Source organism: Thauera chlorobenzoica (genome assembly GCF_001922305.1).
Lineage (GTDB): Bacteria > Pseudomonadota > Gammaproteobacteria > Burkholderiales > Rhodocyclaceae > Thauera > Thauera chlorobenzoica.
This window is the reverse complement of record NZ_CP018839.1, coordinates 944,461-961,422: the sequence shown is the minus strand read 5'-3', so window position 1 is coordinate 961,422 and position 16,962 is coordinate 944,461. Positions and strand designations below refer to the sequence as shown.

13 protein-coding genes are annotated in these 16,962 nt (G+C 66.9%); 4 read left to right on the top strand and 9 right to left on the bottom strand.

From position 1 onward, the window contains the following. Positions 1 to 20: 20 nt before the first annotated feature. Entirely contained in the window at positions 21 to 953 is a 933-nt protein-coding gene (secF, locus tag Tchl_RS04595) for a protein translocase subunit SecF (protein ID WP_075147360.1), read from the top strand. A gap of 353 nt (positions 954 to 1,306) precedes the next feature. Here secF and Tchl_RS04590 read toward each other — a convergent pair whose 3' ends face one another. The 7 genes from Tchl_RS04590 to secA all read right to left on the bottom strand — a co-directional run bounded on the left by Tchl_RS04590 (position 1,307) and on the right by secA (position 11,822). Continuing rightward, positions 1,307 to 1,624, bottom strand: a complete 318-nt coding sequence (locus Tchl_RS04590; protein ID WP_075147359.1) for a DUF2322 family protein — start codon at positions 1,622 to 1,624, stop codon at positions 1,307 to 1,309. Positions 1,625 to 1,711: 87 nt separating this feature from the next. After that, positions 1,712 to 3,088 carry an adenylosuccinate lyase gene (gene purB / locus Tchl_RS04585; RefSeq protein WP_075147358.1) on the bottom strand — a complete coding sequence of 459 codons (1,377 nt, stop codon included), beginning with the start codon at positions 3,086 to 3,088 and terminating at the stop codon, positions 1,712 to 1,714. A 106-nt stretch (positions 3,089 to 3,194) separates the two neighbouring features. Then, the gene (locus tag Tchl_RS04580; protein ID WP_146060751.1) at positions 3,195 to 5,270 is read right to left on the bottom strand and encodes a TonB-dependent receptor plug domain-containing protein; all 2,076 of its coding nucleotides are present in this window, start codon (positions 5,268 to 5,270) and stop codon (positions 3,195 to 3,197) included. 118 nt (positions 5,271 to 5,388) lie between these two features. Then, positions 5,389 to 6,672, bottom strand: a complete 1,284-nt coding sequence (locus tag Tchl_RS04575) for a GGDEF domain-containing protein (RefSeq protein ID WP_232311655.1) — start codon at positions 6,670 to 6,672, stop codon at positions 5,389 to 5,391. Between the two features lie 14 nt (positions 6,673 to 6,686). Then, positions 6,687 to 7,604, bottom strand: coding sequence for an ABC transporter substrate-binding protein (locus Tchl_RS04570; RefSeq protein ID WP_075147355.1), 918 nt, complete (start codon positions 7,602 to 7,604; stop codon positions 6,687 to 6,689). Between the two features lie 144 nt (positions 7,605 to 7,748). Next, on the bottom strand, positions 7,749 to 8,987 hold the full coding sequence (argJ, locus tag Tchl_RS04565) for a bifunctional glutamate N-acetyltransferase/amino-acid acetyltransferase ArgJ (RefSeq protein WP_075147354.1): 1,239 nt from the start codon (positions 8,985 to 8,987) through the stop codon (positions 7,749 to 7,751). Positions 8,988 to 9,095: 108 nt separating this feature from the next. After that, positions 9,096 to 11,822, bottom strand: coding sequence for a preprotein translocase subunit SecA (gene secA, locus Tchl_RS04560; protein ID WP_075147353.1), 2,727 nt, complete (start codon positions 11,820 to 11,822; stop codon positions 9,096 to 9,098). Positions 11,823 to 11,911: 89 nt separating this feature from the next. Between secA and Tchl_RS04555 the strand changes: the two genes are divergently transcribed. From Tchl_RS04555 to Tchl_RS04545, 3 genes are all read left to right on the top strand, one after another. Further along, entirely contained in the window at positions 11,912 to 12,349 is a 438-nt protein-coding gene (locus tag Tchl_RS04555; RefSeq protein ID WP_075147352.1) for a DUF721 domain-containing protein, read from the top strand. Continuing rightward, complete coding sequence (locus Tchl_RS04550; RefSeq protein WP_146060750.1) at positions 12,346 to 14,316, top strand: hypothetical protein; 1,971 nt, start codon at positions 12,346 to 12,348, stop codon at positions 14,314 to 14,316. The genes Tchl_RS04555 and Tchl_RS04550 overlap by 4 nt, the downstream gene beginning before the upstream one ends. An 87-nt stretch (positions 14,317 to 14,403) precedes the next feature. Next, entirely contained in the window at positions 14,404 to 15,330 is a 927-nt protein-coding gene (locus Tchl_RS04545) for a VanZ family protein (RefSeq protein WP_075147350.1), read from the top strand. On the opposite strand, the gene Tchl_RS04540 is transcribed toward Tchl_RS04545, so the two are convergent. Next, positions 15,327 to 16,559 (bottom strand): type II toxin-antitoxin system HipA family toxin, encoded by a 1,233-nt coding sequence (locus Tchl_RS04540; protein ID WP_075147349.1) that lies wholly within the window; start codon positions 16,557 to 16,559, stop codon positions 15,327 to 15,329. The two genes, Tchl_RS04545 and Tchl_RS04540, sit on opposite strands and share 4 nt — an antisense overlap. Further along, positions 16,559 to 16,810 (bottom strand): helix-turn-helix domain-containing protein, encoded by a 252-nt coding sequence (locus tag Tchl_RS04535; protein WP_041645734.1) that lies wholly within the window; start codon positions 16,808 to 16,810, stop codon positions 16,559 to 16,561. Before Tchl_RS04535 ends, Tchl_RS04540 begins: the two co-directional genes overlap by 1 nt. Positions 16,811 to 16,962: the final 152 nt, after the last annotated feature.

Below are 16,962 nucleotides of genomic sequence, written 5' to 3'. Positions count from 1 at the left end.
AAAGGACAGGGAACCGGATCATGGAATTCTTCCGCATCAAGAAAGACATCCCCTTCATGCACCACGCGCTGGTGTTCAACGTCATCTCGTTGATCACCTTCGTGCTGGCGGTGTTCTTCCTCGCCACCCGCGGCCTGCACCTGTCGGTGGAGTTCACCGGCGGCACCCTGGTCGAGGTCAGCTACGCCGAGGCGCCGCAGCTCGAGCCAGTCCGCCAGGCGCTCGCCGCCAGCGGCTATCCCGACGCCCAGGTGCAGAACTTCGGCAGTGCCCGCGACCTGCTGATCCGCCTGCCCAATCGCGACGACCTGGACACCTCGCGGGTGTCGGAAACCGTGATGGCGACGCTGAAATCCGTGGCGGGCAACGCACCGGAACTGCGCCGCGTCGAGTTCGTCGGCCCGCAGGTGGGCAAGGAGCTCGCCACCGACGGGGCGATGGCCCTTCTGCTGGTGGTGCTCGGGATCATGATCTACCTCGCGCTGCGCTTCGAATGGCGCTTCGCGGTGTCGGCGATCATCGCCAACATGCACGACGTGATCATCATCCTGGGCTTCTTCGCCTTCTTCCAGTGGGAGTTCTCGCTGCCGGTGCTGGCCGCGGTGCTGGCGGTGCTGGGCTATTCGGTGAACGAATCGGTGGTGGTGTTCGACCGCGTGCGCGAGACGTTCCGGAAGAAGCGCGCCATGGACACGCCGGCAGTGCTGGACCACGCGATCACGAGCACGATCTCGCGCACCGTGATCACCCACGGCAGCACCCAGATCATGGTGCTGTCGATGCTGATCTTCGGCGGCGAGACGCTGTATTACTTCGCCCTGGCGCTGACCATCGGCATCCTGTTCGGCATCTATTCCTCGGTGCTCGTCGCCAGCCCGCTGGTGATGTGGCTGGGGGTGTCGCGCGAGCAGTTCGTGAAGCCGAAAAAGGAGAAGGAAGAGGCGGTGGTCTGAGGCTGCGCGCTTCCGGGGGCGACAAAGGCGCCGATGCGGCTTCGGCAATGCGTCCGTCCACGTGAGCGCAACACAAGTCTCCAACACCGGCCTCCAAAGCCCGCCCAAGCGCTAGGCCGCGGGGCCGGGGCGGCGGGCGCCAACTTCAGGAGCGACGAGATGGAGGGCGTCGCGGGGGAAACAAGGCGACGCATGTCTGAGGAGCGCAGCGACGAGTTTGCGTCGCCGCCCCCGCGGCGTCCTCCATCGAGGGCAGCCCGGAGCGAAGCGAAGGGCCGCGAGTGCAGGCGGCGACCGCCGCCCCGGCCCCGCGGCCGGATCAGAGCCGCACAAGACTCACGCCGCACGGAACCTCAGACCGCAAACACCTGCTTCACCCGCAGCGTCTCGCCGCGCTCGATCAGACCGGTCAGGCGATCGATGTTGGGGTGCTTGCCGGGATGGGTACGGGCATCCTCGGTGTGCTCGGCGTACAGTTCCAGCCCTTTCCTCGCCGCCTCGGGCGAGATTGCGCCGTAGAGCTGGGCAAGGTGGTTGTACACCGCGAGCGAGCCGGCCTGGCCGGGTTTGTTCTCGATGCTGGCGACGACCGCGTCGGCGGCATCGAGCAGGTTCAGCGCGGCGAGATGCGACACGCCGGGCAGGGTTTTCAGGTTGTCGGCGAAGGCCATCGGGTTCTCCTGGATTGAAAACGCCACCCGCAGGTGGCGCGCAACGGATGCGGCCAACGGCCCAGCCGGGCCGCGGCCACGCCGTGATCAGATGCGACGGGCGAGTTCCGCCGCCTTGCCGACGTAGCTCGCCGGCGTCATCGCCAGCAGGTGCTCGCGCGCCTCGGCGGGGATCGCCAGCGTGCGGATGAAGTCCTGCAGCGCCGCGCGGGTGATGCCCTTGCCGCGGGTCATCGCCTTCAGCTGCTCGTAGGGGTTGGCGATGCCGTAGCGGCGCATCACCGTCTGCACCGGCTCGGCGAGCACTTCCCAGCACTCGTCGAGGTCGGCGGCGAGGCGCGCCGGATCGGCCTCCAGCTTGGCGAGGCCGCGCAGGCAGCTGTCCAGCGCCAGCACGCTGTGGCCGAAGCCGACGCCCATGTTGCGCAGCACGGTGGAGTCGGTGAGGTCGCGCTGCATGCGCGAGATCGGCAGCTTTTCGGAGAAGTGCCTGAGCACCGCGTTGGCGATGCCGAAATTGCCCTCGGCGTTCTCGAAGTCGATCGGGTTGACCTTGTGCGGCATCGTCGACGAGCCAACCTCGCCTTCCTTCAGCTTCTGCTTGAAGTAGCCGAGCGAGATGTACATCCAGAGATCGCGGCAGGCATCGATCAGCATGGTGTTGGCGCGCGCGATGGCGTCGAACAGCTCGGCCATGGCGTCGTGCGGCTCGATCTGGATGGTGTAGTCGTTGAAGCTCAGCCCCAGGGATTCGATGAAGCGGCGGTTGAAGCCCTCCCAGTCGAACGCCGGCCAGGCCGACAGGTGGGCGTTGTAGTTGCCCACCGCACCGTTGAACTTGGCGGTGAGCGCCACCGCCGCGACCGCCGCGCGGGCACGCATCAGGCGCGCGGCGATGTTCGCCATCTCCTTGCCGAGCGTGGTCGGGCTGGCGGGCTGGCCGTGGGTGCGCGACAGCATCGGCAGCTCGGCCAGCGCATGGGCGAGCGCGCGGAAGCGCGCGATCACCGCATCGAGCGCGGGCAGCAGCACCGCGTCGCGGCCCTCGCGCAGCATCAGCGCGTGCGAGGTGTTGTTGATGTCTTCCGAGGTGCACGCGAAGTGGATGAACTCGGACACCTTCATCACTTCGGCGTTGTGGCCGAGGCGCTGCTTGAGCCAGTACTCCATGGCCTTGACGTCGTGGTTGGTGGTGGCCTCGATCGCTTTCACCGCCTCGCCATCCGCGGTCGAGAACGCATCCACGACCGCATCCAGTTCGGCGATGGTCGCCGCCGAGAACGGCGCGATCTCGGCCAGCGCCGGCTCGGCAGCGAGCGCCTTGAGCCATTCGACTTCCACCTTCACCCGGTTGCGGATCAGGCCGTGCTCGGAAAAATGGTCGCGCAGACCCGCGACCTTGCCGTGGTAACGGCCATCGAGCGGGGACAGGGCGGTCAGCGGGGACGGGACGGCATTCGGCATGGCGGGGACTTCCGGAAAAAGCGGGTATTTTAACGCCTGCCCTCCTTCGCGACAGAAAACAAAAGACGGCAGGCGAGGCCGGCCCCGGACCGACCGGCGGGGCGGCCTAGAAATCCAGCCGGAGGGACACCCAGTGCCGGCGCTCGACGATGCGCTCCATGCGCTCTTCGGCATGCGCCCCTTCGAGCGACTGCACGGTGTACGCGATCTCGCCGCCCCTGGCGACGCGGGCGAAGGGGTAGGCGAGGCGCAGGTCGGTCCGGCGGTAGCTTTCGGTGTCCGTATTGCGGGTCCACTTGATGTCGTGCACCCAATAGCGGGCGATCGACATTTCCAGGCCCGCCGGCAAGCGCTGCATCCACAGCAGGGACGTCGATCGCCGCGGCGCGGAATGCTCCGACAGGGCAAAGTAGAGTGCGCTCCGCTCGGGGCCGGCAAGACTGCTCCCGGGCACGTTGCTCAACGCCCTCCCGTCCGCCGTCAACCCGGCATCGATGCCGACATGCGCGTGCCCCACCGCGATGCGGGTCGAATCGACGGGCTGCCACTTCCATTGCAGTTCCTGCCCGCGAATCTCGAGGTCATGAACCGCCTGGACCGTGTCCGGCCCGCCTGTGGCGGTTCTGATGCGGTGGATCTGCCGGTCGGCAATGCGCTCGCGGAAAATGCGCACATCCAGGCTCATCCTCCAGTCGCGCCAGTCCCCAAGATAGGCAAGTTCCCAGCTGTCGAGGGCTTCCGCCGGCAAGTCGGGGTTCCCCACCCACTCCATGCGCGCCAGGCTTTTGCGCTGGTTCGCAGTGAAATCCAGCGTACCGGGCGTACGCCATGCCTTCGCGTAGCCGACACGAAAGGTATTCCGCTCATCGAGGTGGAAGCTGGCGCTGGCGCGCGGCGCGAGATGGCTGCCGGCCAGCGAATCGTATTCGTGGGAGACGCCGAAATTGCCGGTGAACCAGGCCCGCGGCTTCCATTCAGCATTGGCGAACACCCGGCCCACATCGCGGCTGACCCGCCCGATGCCGTCGAGCATGGTGCCGGAGTCGAGCACGTCGCGGCGCCAGCCGCCCCCCCAGACCATGCGGGTGCTGTCCGAAGGCAGGAAGGTATGCAGCGTCTCCACTTCGTGGCGTGCGCCACGGCCCCCATTGGGGTTGATGCGGCCGAGTTCGGGCCGGTCCGGATCGTCGAATCCGGCGTCGAGCCGGTCGACGTTGTAGGTGTAACGCAGGGAAAGATCGGCCCGCTCGGACAACGCACGCAACCAGCGCAGCTGCAACCAGCTCGAGGACTGATCCGACGGGCGCAGCGGGTCCTTGCTCTCGGTGCCGAGGACCGTGCCATCGTCGGCGAGATCGAGCCGCCCGACGAGCTGGCGCGATTCGACCCGGCCGAACTGCAGCTCCAGCAGGGTGAGTGGATCAAGCTGGAAGCCGGAGCGGAATTCGAACAGGCGAGCACGGTTCCGGTCGCGCCAATTCTGCTCCTCGGGCGCAACGGACCGGTGATCGAGCCCATCGTCCGCACGCTCCTGGGCCGTCAGCCGGAAATGGCCACGCTCCCCCAGGCGCCCACCTCCGCGCACGGTGTAGTCGCGAATCCCCTCGCTGCCCTGGCGGGTGTCGACCGACACCCCCTGCGCAAGGGCGGGATCCACCGTGACGATGTTGATCACGCCGAGGAAGGCGTTGGTTCCGTAAGAAGTCGTATTCGAGCCCCGTACCACCTCGATGCGCTCGATGTCGTCCAGTGCGACCGGCACCAGCTCCCAGTTCATGCCGCCGCGAAACAGCGGGGAATGCAGGGAACGCCCATCGATCAGCACCTGTACCCGCGGTGAATAATCCGTGTCGTCGGTGACACCGTGATAATTGACCCGTGCCGGCTTGTCGCTCGGGGTGAAGGTCTGGAAGCCGGGCACCAGGCGGAAAACCTCGTGCAGCGTGCGCGCGCCCGACGCCCGGATCATCGCACGGTCGATGACCGTGACCGACCCCGGCGCATCGGCAAGGCGCTGCGGCAGCCGGCTGACCGAAGCCACGACCGGCAGATCGCTGAAGAAGACCTCGTCTCCCGCCCGCAGCGTCCCCGAAAGCATGACGAGCGCAAGTGCCGCGACGCGGCCCAGCGCACGTATCCGGACGGCGGGACGCCATCCCGGGGCACTCGCCGGCGGGTTCACGGCCTCATTCGCGCGACACGCGGCAGCTGATCTGAAGCGATGCGCCGCAAGCTCCGAGTCATCTTGCCGCCGGGCATCGCCCCCCGCCGTCCCCCGCTTCGGCTTCGCCCCAGCCTTGTTATGGTTGCTGATATTCGATGACACGCCCACGCCCCTCGCGCTTCGCTTCGTAACAAGCCTGATCGGCCGCCTGCATGACCGCAGATACGTCGTGGTTCTCCCCCTCCATGCGCGCCATGCCGATGCTTGCGCCCACCGTGAAGGTCCGTCCGGAGTGCACGAAACCAAAACTGCTCACCGCTTCGCAGAGCGCGGACGCGATCCGATGGGCGCTTTCACGGTCGCAACCGTACAGGATCACCGCGAACTCATCGCCCCCGATGCGGAAGACCTGGTCCCCGGCACGCAAGCGGCCTCGCAACACCCCGGCCAGTTCGCACAGCAAGCGGTCGCCAGCGGCGTGGCCACAAGTATCATTGATCGGTTTGAAGCGGTCGAGGTCGAGATACAGCAGCGTCGCCACATCCCCCGCGCGGCGATAGGTCGATGCCGCATGCTCGATCGACTCCTCGAAGGCACGCCGGTTGGGCAGCCCGGTCAGCGGGTCGTGCCGGGCCTGATGGGCGAGTTGCGCGGTCGCCTCATCGATGCGGGCCTGCAGGGTCCGCTGATGTTCGGCGATCGACCCCGCCATCACATTGAAGCCGGACTCGAGCGCGCGCAATTCCTCGCTGCTCGACTGCACCCGCACCCGCACCTCCAGGTCGCCCCCGGCCATGCGGTCGACCGCCTGCGCCAGCGCAGCCACCGGCCCGCCGACCGCCCGCGCCAGGCGCAGCGCCATTCCCACCGCGGCAGACAGCACGAGCAGTACCAGAGCGCTCACGCTCAGCAGGACCCGGTTCTTTTCCGCGTCCCGGGCCGTGGTATCGAGGTCGATCTGGACCCAACCCAGACGCTCGGCACGCCCGCCATCGACCGCGGAGGGGTAATCCTCGACCTCCGGTGCGAGACCGAGCACTGCGGAAACGAACTGCAGCCGCCCCTCGTGCGCGACCACGACAATCCCGTCGCCTTCCGCCTTCCACGCCGTGGCGGGCAGGTCCGCCGCTCCGCGGCCAGCGCGCCCGAGCAGCGCGCCCCCGGCATCGTAGAAGGCGACCGCCGCCACATCGGCCTGTTCGAGGGCGCGGGCCATCAGCCCCTCGAGCGCGACCGGATTGCCCGAGACCAGCACGTACTCGGCGGCGGGGCCGAGAAAGCTGACGATCGCCTGGCCCCGCGCCAGCGTCGACCGATCGAGGTCGCGGTTGCTCTGATGGAGAAAGAGCGCACCGAGGACGAGCGCGAACACGAGTCCGGGCAGCAGCAATACCAGCACCATCCTGCGCCCGAGGGGCATGCTGCGGAACCGTTTCATCGCGCACGCCCTCCACCCGCAACCTGCTCGCGCAGAGCCTGCTCGCCGGGCACGGCAATGCCGAGCGCACGCGCCACCATGCGATTCACGGCAATGTCGTAGCGCTCGGGGTAGCGGATTTCCCCAAGCAGCGGGTCCAGCCCCTGCGTTGCGGCGGACTTCGCGTTCAGCAGTTCAGCGACATCGCCCGCGACCTGTTCGGGAGTGCTGAAGATCGCGGCCAACGCCCCGGCAGTCACGTATGCGGACGAAAAAGCGAAGATCGGGCGCCGGTAGCGGTAACTGGTCAACAGGATCGTACGCGCCGCGCCCGGACTCGAAACCAGGCTGTCGGGCAATGGCAGCAGTGCCCCGGCCTTGTCCAGAACCGGTTGCAGCACACTCACCAGTTCCTTCGGATCGGCAACCTCGGCGAACTCGACGACAAAGCCCTCATCCCCTGCCGCACGCGTCAGCGCAGGCGCGAAAAACCGGCTCTCCGGTCCGACCAGCACGGCGACGCGCGCCTCCTGCGGCAGGATCGCCCGCACGAGGCGCAGATGCCGCTCGGGCGGCTGATCCAGCACGATCGCCCCGAGGCGGCGGTTCGGGTAGGCCGCCTGAAGACGCCTGACCTCGCGCAAGCCGGCCAGCACCATCAGGATCGGCCGGTCGGTCTCGCGCAACGCGGCCTCGGCCGCGCCCGCACCGGCGGCCAGCACCAGGTCAGCCGCCCCGACCACCTCCGGGCGCACGTCTTCCGGCACCGCGCCGGCATGGACCACACGATGCATGCCGGGCTTGAGCGCGGCATGGAAGGCCTCGGCGAACTGCTGCTCGGGCCCTTTCTGCGCCGACAGCAGCAAGGCGATCTCCAGCGCCGCCGCGGGCGGCGACCCCAGCACCACCGCGAGCAGCAGCGAGGCGACGAGCATGCAGCGGAAGGCACGCTGCCGCGGCCCCCCCTCCGATCCGTATCCCGCTGGCTTCATCCTCGGCATCCGATCCGCAAGGTCACGAAGAGCGCAGGCCGATCGCGACTCACCGGCGCGAAACCGGGCGATCGCGTTCGGCCCGCCTCAGCTCCGGTAGTCGGCGTTGATCTTGACGTAGTCGTAGGAGAAGTCGCAGGTCCACACCGTCGCCGCGGCGCCACCGCGGCCGAGGGCGATGCGCACGGTCAGTTCGGCGTGCTGCATGATCCGCGCGCCCGCCTCTTCCACGTAGGACGCGGCGCGCCCGCCGTGTTCGGCGACCAGCACCGACTCGTCCGGGTTGCCCAGCCACACGCGCAGTGCCGACACGTCGAGGTCGTCGATGCCGGCGTAGCCGATCGCCGCCAGGATGCGCCCGAGGTTGGGGTCGGAGGCGAAGAAGGCGGTCTTCACCAGCGGCGAATGCGCCACCGCGTAGGCGACCTTGCGGCATTCGTCGCGGTCGCGGCCGCTTTCGACCGCGATCGTCATGAACTTGGTCGCACCCTCGCCGTCGCGCACGATGGCCTGCGCGAGCGCGATCGAGACCTCGACCACGGCATCGCGCAGGGCGCGGTAGTCGGCGCTGCCGGCATCGGCGATCTCGGCATTGCCGGCCGCGCCGGTGGCGATCAGGATGAAGGAGTCGTTGGTCGAGGTGTCGCCATCGACGGTGATGCTGTTGAAGGACAGCTCGGCCGCCTCCTTCACCAGCGCATCGAGCAGCGCCTGCGACACCGCGGCGTCGCAGGCGAGAAAGCCGAGCATGGTCGCCATGTTCGGCCGGATCATGCCCGCGCCCTTGCTGATTCCGGTCAGCGTCACCGTGCGCCCGCCGATCGACACCTGCTTCGACACCGCCTTGGCGAGGGTGTCGGTGGTCATGATCGCGTGCGCGGCATCGAACCAGCCGTCGGCGCGCAGATCGGCAACCGCCCCCGGCAGACCGGCGACCAGACGCTCGACCGGCAGCGGCTCGAGGATCACGCCGGTCGAAAACGGCAGCACCTGCCCGGCCTCGACCCCGATCTGCCGCGCCAGCGCGGCACAGGTCGCGCGCGCATGGGCGAGGCCCGGCTCGCCGGTGCCGGCGTTGGCCACGCCGGTGTTGATCACCAGCGCGCGGACCGCGCCACCGGGCAGATGCGCCTTGCACACCTGCACCGGCGCGGCGCAGAAGCGGTTTTTTGTGAACACGCCGGCGACCCGGCTGCCCGCGGCAAGCTCGATCACGGTGAGATCGCGGCGACCGGCCTTGCGGATGCCGGCCTCGGCGACGCCCAGGCGCACGCCGGCAACGGGTTTCAGGTCGGCAGGGTGCGGCGTGACGAGATTGACGGCCATGGAGTCATTGCCCCTCGATGATTGTGTTCGATTGCTTCGACGTGACCCGAGGCGCAGGCCCCGGGCCGTCTGCCGACCCGTCGGGTGCTGCGCCTTGCGGCAAACGGATCAGCTCAGCTTGCCGTGGCAGTGCTTGTACTTCTTGCCCGAGCCGCAGGGGCAAGGGTCGTTGCGGCCGACCTTGGGTCCGGCGCTGGCCGGCGGCTGCGTGCCACCCTCGGCGTTGCCCAGCGCCTCGTCGTAGTCGGCATGCCGGTACTGCACGTTCTCGACCTGCGGCGGCGCTTCGGCCGCTTCGAGCTGGGCTTCGGTGCGGATCTGCACCGTCATCAGGATCCGGGTGACGTCGACGCGTACGGTGTCGAGCAGAGCTTCGAACAGCTCGAAGGCCTCACGCTTGTATTCCTGCTTCGGGTTCTTCTGTGCATAGCCGCGCAGGTGGATGCCCTGGCGCAGGTGGTCGAGCGCGGCGAGGTGCTCGCGCCAATGCGAATCCAGGCTCTGCAGCATGACGTTGCGTTCGAACTGGTGCCACGCCGCCGGATCGACGATCGCCACCTTGGCGGCGTAGGCTTCCTCGCCGGCCTGGAGGATGCGTTCGAGAAGGGCTTCGTCATCGAGGCTGGGCTCGGCCTTGATCCATTCGCCCACCGCCACCCTGAGCTGGCAGTCGGCTTGCAGGGCCTGCTCCAGCGCGGCGATCTCCCATTGCTCCTCGACGCTGTCGGCGGGCACGTAGCGGCGGAAGAGGTCGTGCACCACGCCCTGGCGCATCGCGCGGATGGTCTCGGAGATGTCTTCGCTTTCGAGCAGTTCGTTGCGCTGCTGGTAGATGACCTTGCGCTGATCGTTGGCGACGTCGTCGTACTCGAGGAGCTGCTTGCGGATGTCGAAGTTGCGCTGCTCGACCTTGCGCTGCGCCGACTCCAGCGAACGGGTCACCATCGCGTGCTCGATCGCCTCGCCTTCGGGCATCTTCAGCCGCACCATGATCGCGTTCAGGCGCTCGCCGGCGAAGATCTTCATCAGCGGATCTTCCAGCGACAGGTAGAAGCGGCTGGAGCCGGGGTCGCCTTGGCGCCCGGAACGCCCGCGCAGCTGGTTGTCGATGCGGCGCGACTCGTGGCGCTCGGTGCCGATGATGTGGAGGCCGCCGGCGGCAATCACCTGCGCGTGCACCCCGGCCCATTCGGCACGCATCGCCACGGCCTTCGCTTCCTTTTCTTCCGGCGATAGCGACGTGTCCTCGCGCATGAGCGAAACCGGCTTCTCGATGTTGCCGCCGAGCACGATGTCGGTGCCGCGGCCCGCCATGTTGGTGGCGATCGTGACCACGCCCGGGCGGCCGGCCTGGGCGACGATCTGCGCTTCGCTGTCGTGCTGCTTGGCGTTGAGCACCTGATGCTCGACCTTCGCCTTCTTCAGCACCTCGGAAAGAAACTCGTTGGTCTCGATCGAGGTCGTGCCCACCAGCACCGGCTGGCCGCGCTCGACGCAGGCGCGGATGTCCTCGATCACCGCGTCCCACTTCTCCTTCGCGGTGCGATAGACCTTGTCGTTCTCGTCCTTGCGCTGGGTCGGCTTGTTGGTGGGAATGACCACCGTCTCGAGGCCATAGATCGAATGGAACTCGAAGGCCTCGGTGTCGGCGGTGCCGGTCATCCCGGCGAGCTTGCCGTACATGCGGAAGTAGTTCTGGAAGGTGATCGAGGCCAGGGTCTGGTTCTCGGCCTGGATGCGCACCCCTTCCTTCGCCTCGACCGCCTGGTGCAGACCGTCGGACCAGCGCCGGCCGGGCATCAGGCGGCCGGTGAATTCGTCGACGATGACGACCTCGCCGTTCTGCACCACGTAGTGCTGGTCCTTGTGGTACAGCGCCTGGGCACGCAGCGCGGCATACAGGTGGTGCACCAGCAGGATATTGGCCGGATCGTACAGGCCGCCGCCTTCGGTCAGCAGCCCCATCCGCACCAGGATCTGCTCGGCGCTCTCGTGACCCTGCTCGGTCAGCAGCACCTGGTGGGCCTTCAGATCCACCGTGTAGTCGCCCGGCTCGGTGACCTCGTCCTTGTCGTCGAGTCCGCCTTCCTGCTTTTTCAGCAGCGGCGCGACCTGGTTCATCTTCAGGTAGAGCTCGGTGTGGTCCTCGGCCTGGCCGGAAATGATCAGCGGCGTGCGCGCCTCGTCGATCAGGATCGAGTCCACCTCGTCGACGATGGCGAAGTTCAGCTTGCGCTGCACGCGCTCATTCACGGCATACACCATGTTGTCGCGCAGGTAGTCGAAGCCGAATTCGTTGTTGGTCCCGTAGGTGATGTCCGCCGCATAGGCCGCCTGCTTCTCGGCATGCGACATGCGCGACAGGTTGCAGCCGGTGGTCAGCCCGAGAAAGCCATAGATCCGCCCCATCCACTCGGCGTCGCGGCTGGCGAGGTAGTCGTTCACCGTGATCACATGCACGCCCTTGCCCGCCAGCGCGTTCAGATAGGCGGGCAAGGTCGCGACCAGGGTCTTGCCCTCGCCGGTGCGCATTTCGGCGATCTTGCCGTTGTGCAGCACCATGCCGCCGACGAGCTGGACGTCGAAGTGGCGCATGCCATGCACCCGCTTGCCGGCTTCGCGCACCACCGCGAAGGCTTCGGGGAGGAGCGCCTCGAGCGTCTCGCCATTGGCCACGCGCTGCTTGAACTCCGCGGTCTTGCCGCGCAGCGCCTCATCGGAGAGGGCGGAAATCTCCGCCTCGAGCGCATTGATCTTGCGCACGGTCTGAGCGTACTGGCGGACGAGGCGGTCATTGCGACTACCGAAGATTTTCTTGAGCAGGCCGGAGAGCATGTTTTTGGGTCGACGTCGATTCGGCAAAGGCGCGAGTTTATCATGACGATCCCGGCCCCCCATCACGGTTGACCACAAGACCCACACGCATGAGCCAACCTCTCCGACGTTTTCTAAGCAGCGGCGATGCCCTTGCAAAACTGCAGGATCACGCCGGCCGGCTGCGCCGCTTGCAAGGGGCTCTCGAGTCAGCACTGCCCGTCCAGCTGGCGTCGCAGTACCGCGTCGGAAACCTCATCGGCGACGAACTTGTGGTCTTCGCCCAGTCGGGCGCGGCCGCAGTGCGCCTCAAGCAGATGGTCCCGAGCGTCATCGAGCAGCTGCGCATGGCCGGTCACGCCATCCGCAGCATCAGGGTCAAGATCCTCAGCCCCGACACTGCGTCCGGCCACGACCACCCGGCCGCAGTGCGCAACCTGTCCGTCACCGCCCGCGACCATCTCACCGATTTCGCCGCCTCGCTGCCAGCCGACTCCGAGCTGCGCAAATCGATCGAGCACCTCGCCCGGCGCGCCAGGACACAATGAAGCACCCAATACGATCGCCACTGGCTGGCGTGCGGAGGTGGCTGCTCGGCGCCATCGGCCTGCTCGGCGCGCTCTCACCGGCCAGCGCGCTCGCCCAGACCGAGACCTCTTCCAGCGCGCTCGAACACGCCAATCGCCTGCTCGGCCCGCCGGCTCTGCCCGCCCTCCCGCACCGGGACTGGCCCGCCCGCCCAGCCCGACAACCCGCCCCGCCGCCGCTCCTCGAGCGCCTGACCAAGGACCCACTCCACGCGGCCTACCATGTCGGCCAGATCGAACTCGCAATCCGCGACACCCTCGAGGCCCCCGCCACCCTCACGCTGATCGCGGCCCAACTGGGCGGCCACGATCTGTGGCGCAGCACAGCCCCTCTCGACGCCCGCAAGGACCCGCTCCCCCATCATGGCGCCGCGCTAGAGCACGCCCCGCTGCGCGACGAACTCACCCGCCTCCTCACCGCCATCGCCCAGGCCGATCGCTTGCGTCGGCAAGCATTCGCCCGCCTGCCGGCAGCACTCACCCGCGAAACCCTGCTTCGCCAGGTCGGCCTCGGCCCCCACCATCCCTTCGACGATGCCGACTATCGCCCGCTGCTGGGCGAAGTCGATCACGCCGCGCTGGCCGCAGGCTTCTTCGACCTCGTAACCGCCAGTCAGCGCTTCCAGCAATTCCTGCGCACCACCCCGCCCCTGCCCCCCATGCGCTGGCAGGCGGACACTGGTCTAGGTCGTATCCTCATCGACACCACCGGCAAGGACGACACTCATGATGTGAAAAACGTCCTGCTACTGGTCGACACCGGCGGCAGCGATGAATACCGCTTCGCCCCAATCGCCGAGGGGCATCCCATTCAGTTGATCTTCGATCAGCACGGCGACGACCGCTACATATCGACCGCACCCGCCAGCGGCCCCGCGGCCGCAGCCCTCGGCTATGCCCTGCTCTGGGACAGCCAGGGGAACGACCGCTACGACAGCACCGGACACAGCTTCAGCCAGGCCGCAGCCCTGTTCGGCAATGCGCTGCTCATCGACGAAGCCGGCGACGATCGCTACAACGCCCGCAGCCACGCCCAGGGCTGGGCACTGGGCGGCAGTGCGCTGCTGATCGACCGCCAGGGCAACGACCACCACCACGCCCTCGCCCACGCCCAGGGCTCGGCCGGCCCGGTCGGTGTCGCGCTGCTGATCGACGCCGACGGCGGCGACCGCTATACCCTCGCCCCCCTGCCCTTGCTGTTTCCGTCGTCGCAACTGCCCGAGCGCAACCTGTCGATGGGCCAGGGCGCAGCCATGGGCGTACGCGCCAGCGACGGCCGCTCGCTGCCCGGTGGACTGGGCGCACTCATCGACTTGTCGGGCGACGATCATTACGAGGCCGGGGTCTTCGCGCAAGGCGCTGGCTACTTCCAGTCCGCAGGCCTGCTGATCGACGCCGGCGGCAGCGACCACTTCGACGCCGCGTGGTACGCCATGGGCGCAGCTGCCCATGGTGCCGCAGGCGTATTGCTCGCACATGGCGATGGCGACGACCACTACCAGGCCAGTCACTCGACCGCACTCGGGGCCGGGCACGATTTTTCAACCGCTCTCTTCATCGACGAAGGCGGCAACGACCTCTATCAGCTCGGCACCCTCGGCTTTGGCGCCGCCCACGACAACAGCCACGCAGTCTTCATAGACACCGGCGGCAACGACCGCTATGGCCTGGGCGCTACCGACTGCCGCGCCTTCGGCGCCGCTCCCATGTCGGGCTGGGGCGATCCGCGCGAAATCATGCCGTCGCAAGGTCTGTTCTTCGACCTCGGCGGCACGGACCACTACCCGGCCACCTGCCCACGCACAGGCAATGACCTCGCTTGGATGTGGCCCCGGCAGCATCCGGCACTGAACCTCCCCAGCGAACGCGGGGCGGGCATCGATGGCGAATACCCCAACCCGTTTTTCACTGCGCCGCTGACGTACTGAAAACTCCAGTGACCGCCGCCTTAACGCGGCAGCGCCCGCTCCTTGACCGGCTTATCAACTCACAGAGGCCGCACAGATCCATTCATCATGCTTCCCCGTCATCCTTGGCGCCATGCCGAACACACCCACCTCACCCACACCGGACTCAGCCCCGGCTGGCTTGCGGCCGCACTCATCTACTTCGGCGTGGCCACCCTGGCGCATCTGCAGATTTCGCTGTGGATCGTCAAGAAACGCAGCGGCGCCAGCGGCGACTTCGCGATCAAGGACTTCATGCCCGAGGCTGCGCTCGCTGGTGCCGCACTGCTGCTCGGCTGGCTCGCATTCAAAGCCTGGAAGACGCCACGGGCATGGCCCGAGTTGGCACTCTGGCTGCTGCTGGGCCTCGGCGTCGGCCTGGTAGACCGGTTCCTCACCTTTTCGGCCCCGGAGTACGCGCACTACCCGCAATTCGCCTTGCTCGCATGGCTGCTCGCGCGCGCGCTGGACCCGACACGCTCACGACACATTCCCGGCCGGATCCTGTTCTGGACAACGCTGCTGGGCGCCATCGACGAGCTGATCCAATACCTCTGGATCACCATCAGCTACAGCGAATACCTGGACTTCAACGACATCCTGGTGAACATGCTGGGAGGTGCAGCGGGCGTGCTTATTTACTATGGGTTCAGCCGTCCGCATCAGCTCCCCGCCTCACGCCCGCCCCGCCTGGAACTGTTCACTGCACTCGTGCTGTCCAGCATCATCATGCTCAGCGTTCACACCGAACGCGTCATCACCACCCCGAAAGTCAAGGTGCCTGCCGGCGGCTTCGTGCGCGACAAAGGGGAGGCCGCCACGCTGCGCTTCTATCTTCAGCGCACAGTACCGCCCCGCTACGCCAGCTACAACCAGAGCCCCTACCGTGGCCAATACTGGATTCTCGACCCGGCAAGCGGTATTGCACTGACGCTGCTCGGTGGCGTCCTGTTCGGCGTACTCGTACGCCAAGCCATCCAGATCCGTCCAGACTAGGCTTCTTGTACCAGACTGCGCTTCACACCCTGGTCCCAGATCCGTCGCATTTCCCTTGCAACCGGAGCAAACCCTTCGCGCTGTTTCGCCTCGGCCAGCATTCCGGCACCGATATCCGCCACTGCATCTGCCACCTCGCACAGGATCTCACGCGCACGCGTGGGGTCGAGCCCGCAGTGGCCTTGAGCAAACCGCGTCAGCACCTTCGCACTCGGCCAGGATTTACGGCCATCCAGCATCAGCGCCATCACATCCCGCGGCAAATAAACCTGTGTGGTGACGATATCGTAGGCGGGGGCACAGGTTACGGGCATGCCGGGCGCGGCATACACCACCCCGAAATTCTTCAGGTGCGCATCGCCATTGCGCACCGCACAGCACACCGCAAGCAGACGGAACAGGAATTCGAGCGTCTGCACACGCGCGGTCGGGGTCACGAAGCAGGCAAGCGTTTTTGCGAGCCCCTCGTAACTGCCATCGTACTTTGCCTTGACCGGCAACCCTTGCAAAACACAGGTATCCTCGAAGCCGAGGTACTGCCCATCGGCATCGAGATCGAAACGCTCGACCACCAGGAATCGTCCGTTTTCAGACAAGGCATGTCCGGGCACCGCCAAGCCGGCCCGCGCCGCCACCTGCAGACAATAGAACTCGTTTGCGGCCAGCTCGGGAAACTCGTCTTCATCCCAGGTCTTGATGATATGGGTGGCGCCGCGTACGGTCAGGCTGCGCCGCCCGTCACCCGACAACGACCACGCGCGCTCATCACGCACCAGCACTTTGGGCTGGACACCAGAGATGCCGCTCGACGCGGCGAAGCGCTCGACAAGGTCGGCGAACAGGTCTTCAGAGCCCTCATAGGCCAAAATCTCCGCCACGCTTTGCGTGGCCTGCCCACCCTCGGCAAGGTCTCCAGGCTCGCCGTATCGCAGGCGACCGATCTGCGCCGGACCCACGATCTGGAGCAAGGAGAGATCCTGAAACCCGGGCATAACCTTGCGAAAGCGCCGCTCCAGCACTTCACGCAGCCGCCCTTCCGGAAGGTTCATCTGGAACACAGGATGGAGTCCATCCGGATACTCGTAACCACCAAGCTTGAGCGGCATGGTCAGCGAAACGGCCTCGCGCGGACCCGCACCCGGATCGTAGGCGAAAACACAGCCAGCAGAATCCGCCGCCGCACGATCGAGTCGACCGCTCAAGACCTTGTCCGCCCACACTTTCAGCATCAACGCCTCCCGCGTGCCGCCAGCAGATCGTCCAGCGTCGGCAGACGGCTCTCGGGCACCGCCTGCAGCTCGAGCCCCAGCACTGCGCAGACGCGGAGCAGCTTGCGAATGCCGATGTCGCCGATACGGCCGTTCTCCAGTTGGGACAGACTGGTGCGCCCCACGCCTGCAAGACGCGCCACCTCTTGCTGCGTGAGCCCCCGCGCCTGTCGCATCTCTCGCACTGTTGAGCCGATTTTGATCACATCCATGTTCGGAATATTAAACAATATGTGAATCCAAGCATATTTTGTTTAATAGAGCGAACACGAACTCCAGCTCGATCGGTGCGCTTGGCACCGGACACCATGAAGTTTTGGAACATCACTTCATGGTGTCCGTTTTTCAGGGGCAACTCCACACC

What these genes read in the sequence shown, in the direction of transcription:
- Tchl_RS04545 (WP_075147350.1), top strand. Translation starts at nt 14,404, where the DNA reads ATGCTTCCCCGTCATCCTTGGCGCCATGCCGAACACACCCACCTCACC.
- Tchl_RS04540 (WP_075147349.1), bottom strand. Translation starts at nt 16,559, where the DNA reads ATGCTGAAAGTGTGGGCGGACAAGGTCTTGAGCGGTCGACTCGATCGT.
- Tchl_RS04535 (WP_041645734.1), bottom strand. Translation starts at nt 16,810, where the DNA reads ATGGATGTGATCAAAATCGGCTCAACAGTGCGAGAGATGCGACAGGCG.
- Tchl_RS04555 (WP_075147352.1), top strand. Translation starts at nt 11,912, where the DNA reads ATGAGCCAACCTCTCCGACGTTTTCTAAGCAGCGGCGATGCCCTTGCA.
- secF (WP_075147360.1), top strand. Translation starts at nt 21, where the DNA reads ATGGAATTCTTCCGCATCAAGAAAGACATCCCCTTCATGCACCACGCG.
- secA (WP_075147353.1), bottom strand. Translation starts at nt 11,822, where the DNA reads ATGCTCTCCGGCCTGCTCAAGAAAATCTTCGGTAGTCGCAATGACCGC.
- Tchl_RS04550 (WP_146060750.1), top strand. Translation starts at nt 12,346, where the DNA reads ATGAAGCACCCAATACGATCGCCACTGGCTGGCGTGCGGAGGTGGCTG.
- Tchl_RS04575 (WP_232311655.1), bottom strand. Translation starts at nt 6,672, where the DNA reads ATGCCCCTCGGGCGCAGGATGGTGCTGGTATTGCTGCTGCCCGGACTC.
- Tchl_RS04590 (WP_075147359.1), bottom strand. Translation starts at nt 1,624, where the DNA reads ATGGCCTTCGCCGACAACCTGAAAACCCTGCCCGGCGTGTCGCATCTC.
- argJ (WP_075147354.1), bottom strand. Translation starts at nt 8,987, where the DNA reads ATGGCCGTCAATCTCGTCACGCCGCACCCTGCCGACCTGAAACCCGTT.
- purB (WP_075147358.1), bottom strand. Translation starts at nt 3,088, where the DNA reads ATGCCGAATGCCGTCCCGTCCCCGCTGACCGCCCTGTCCCCGCTCGAT.
- Tchl_RS04570 (WP_075147355.1), bottom strand. Translation starts at nt 7,604, where the DNA reads ATGCTCGTCGCCTCGCTGCTGCTCGCGGTGGTGCTGGGGTCGCCGCCC.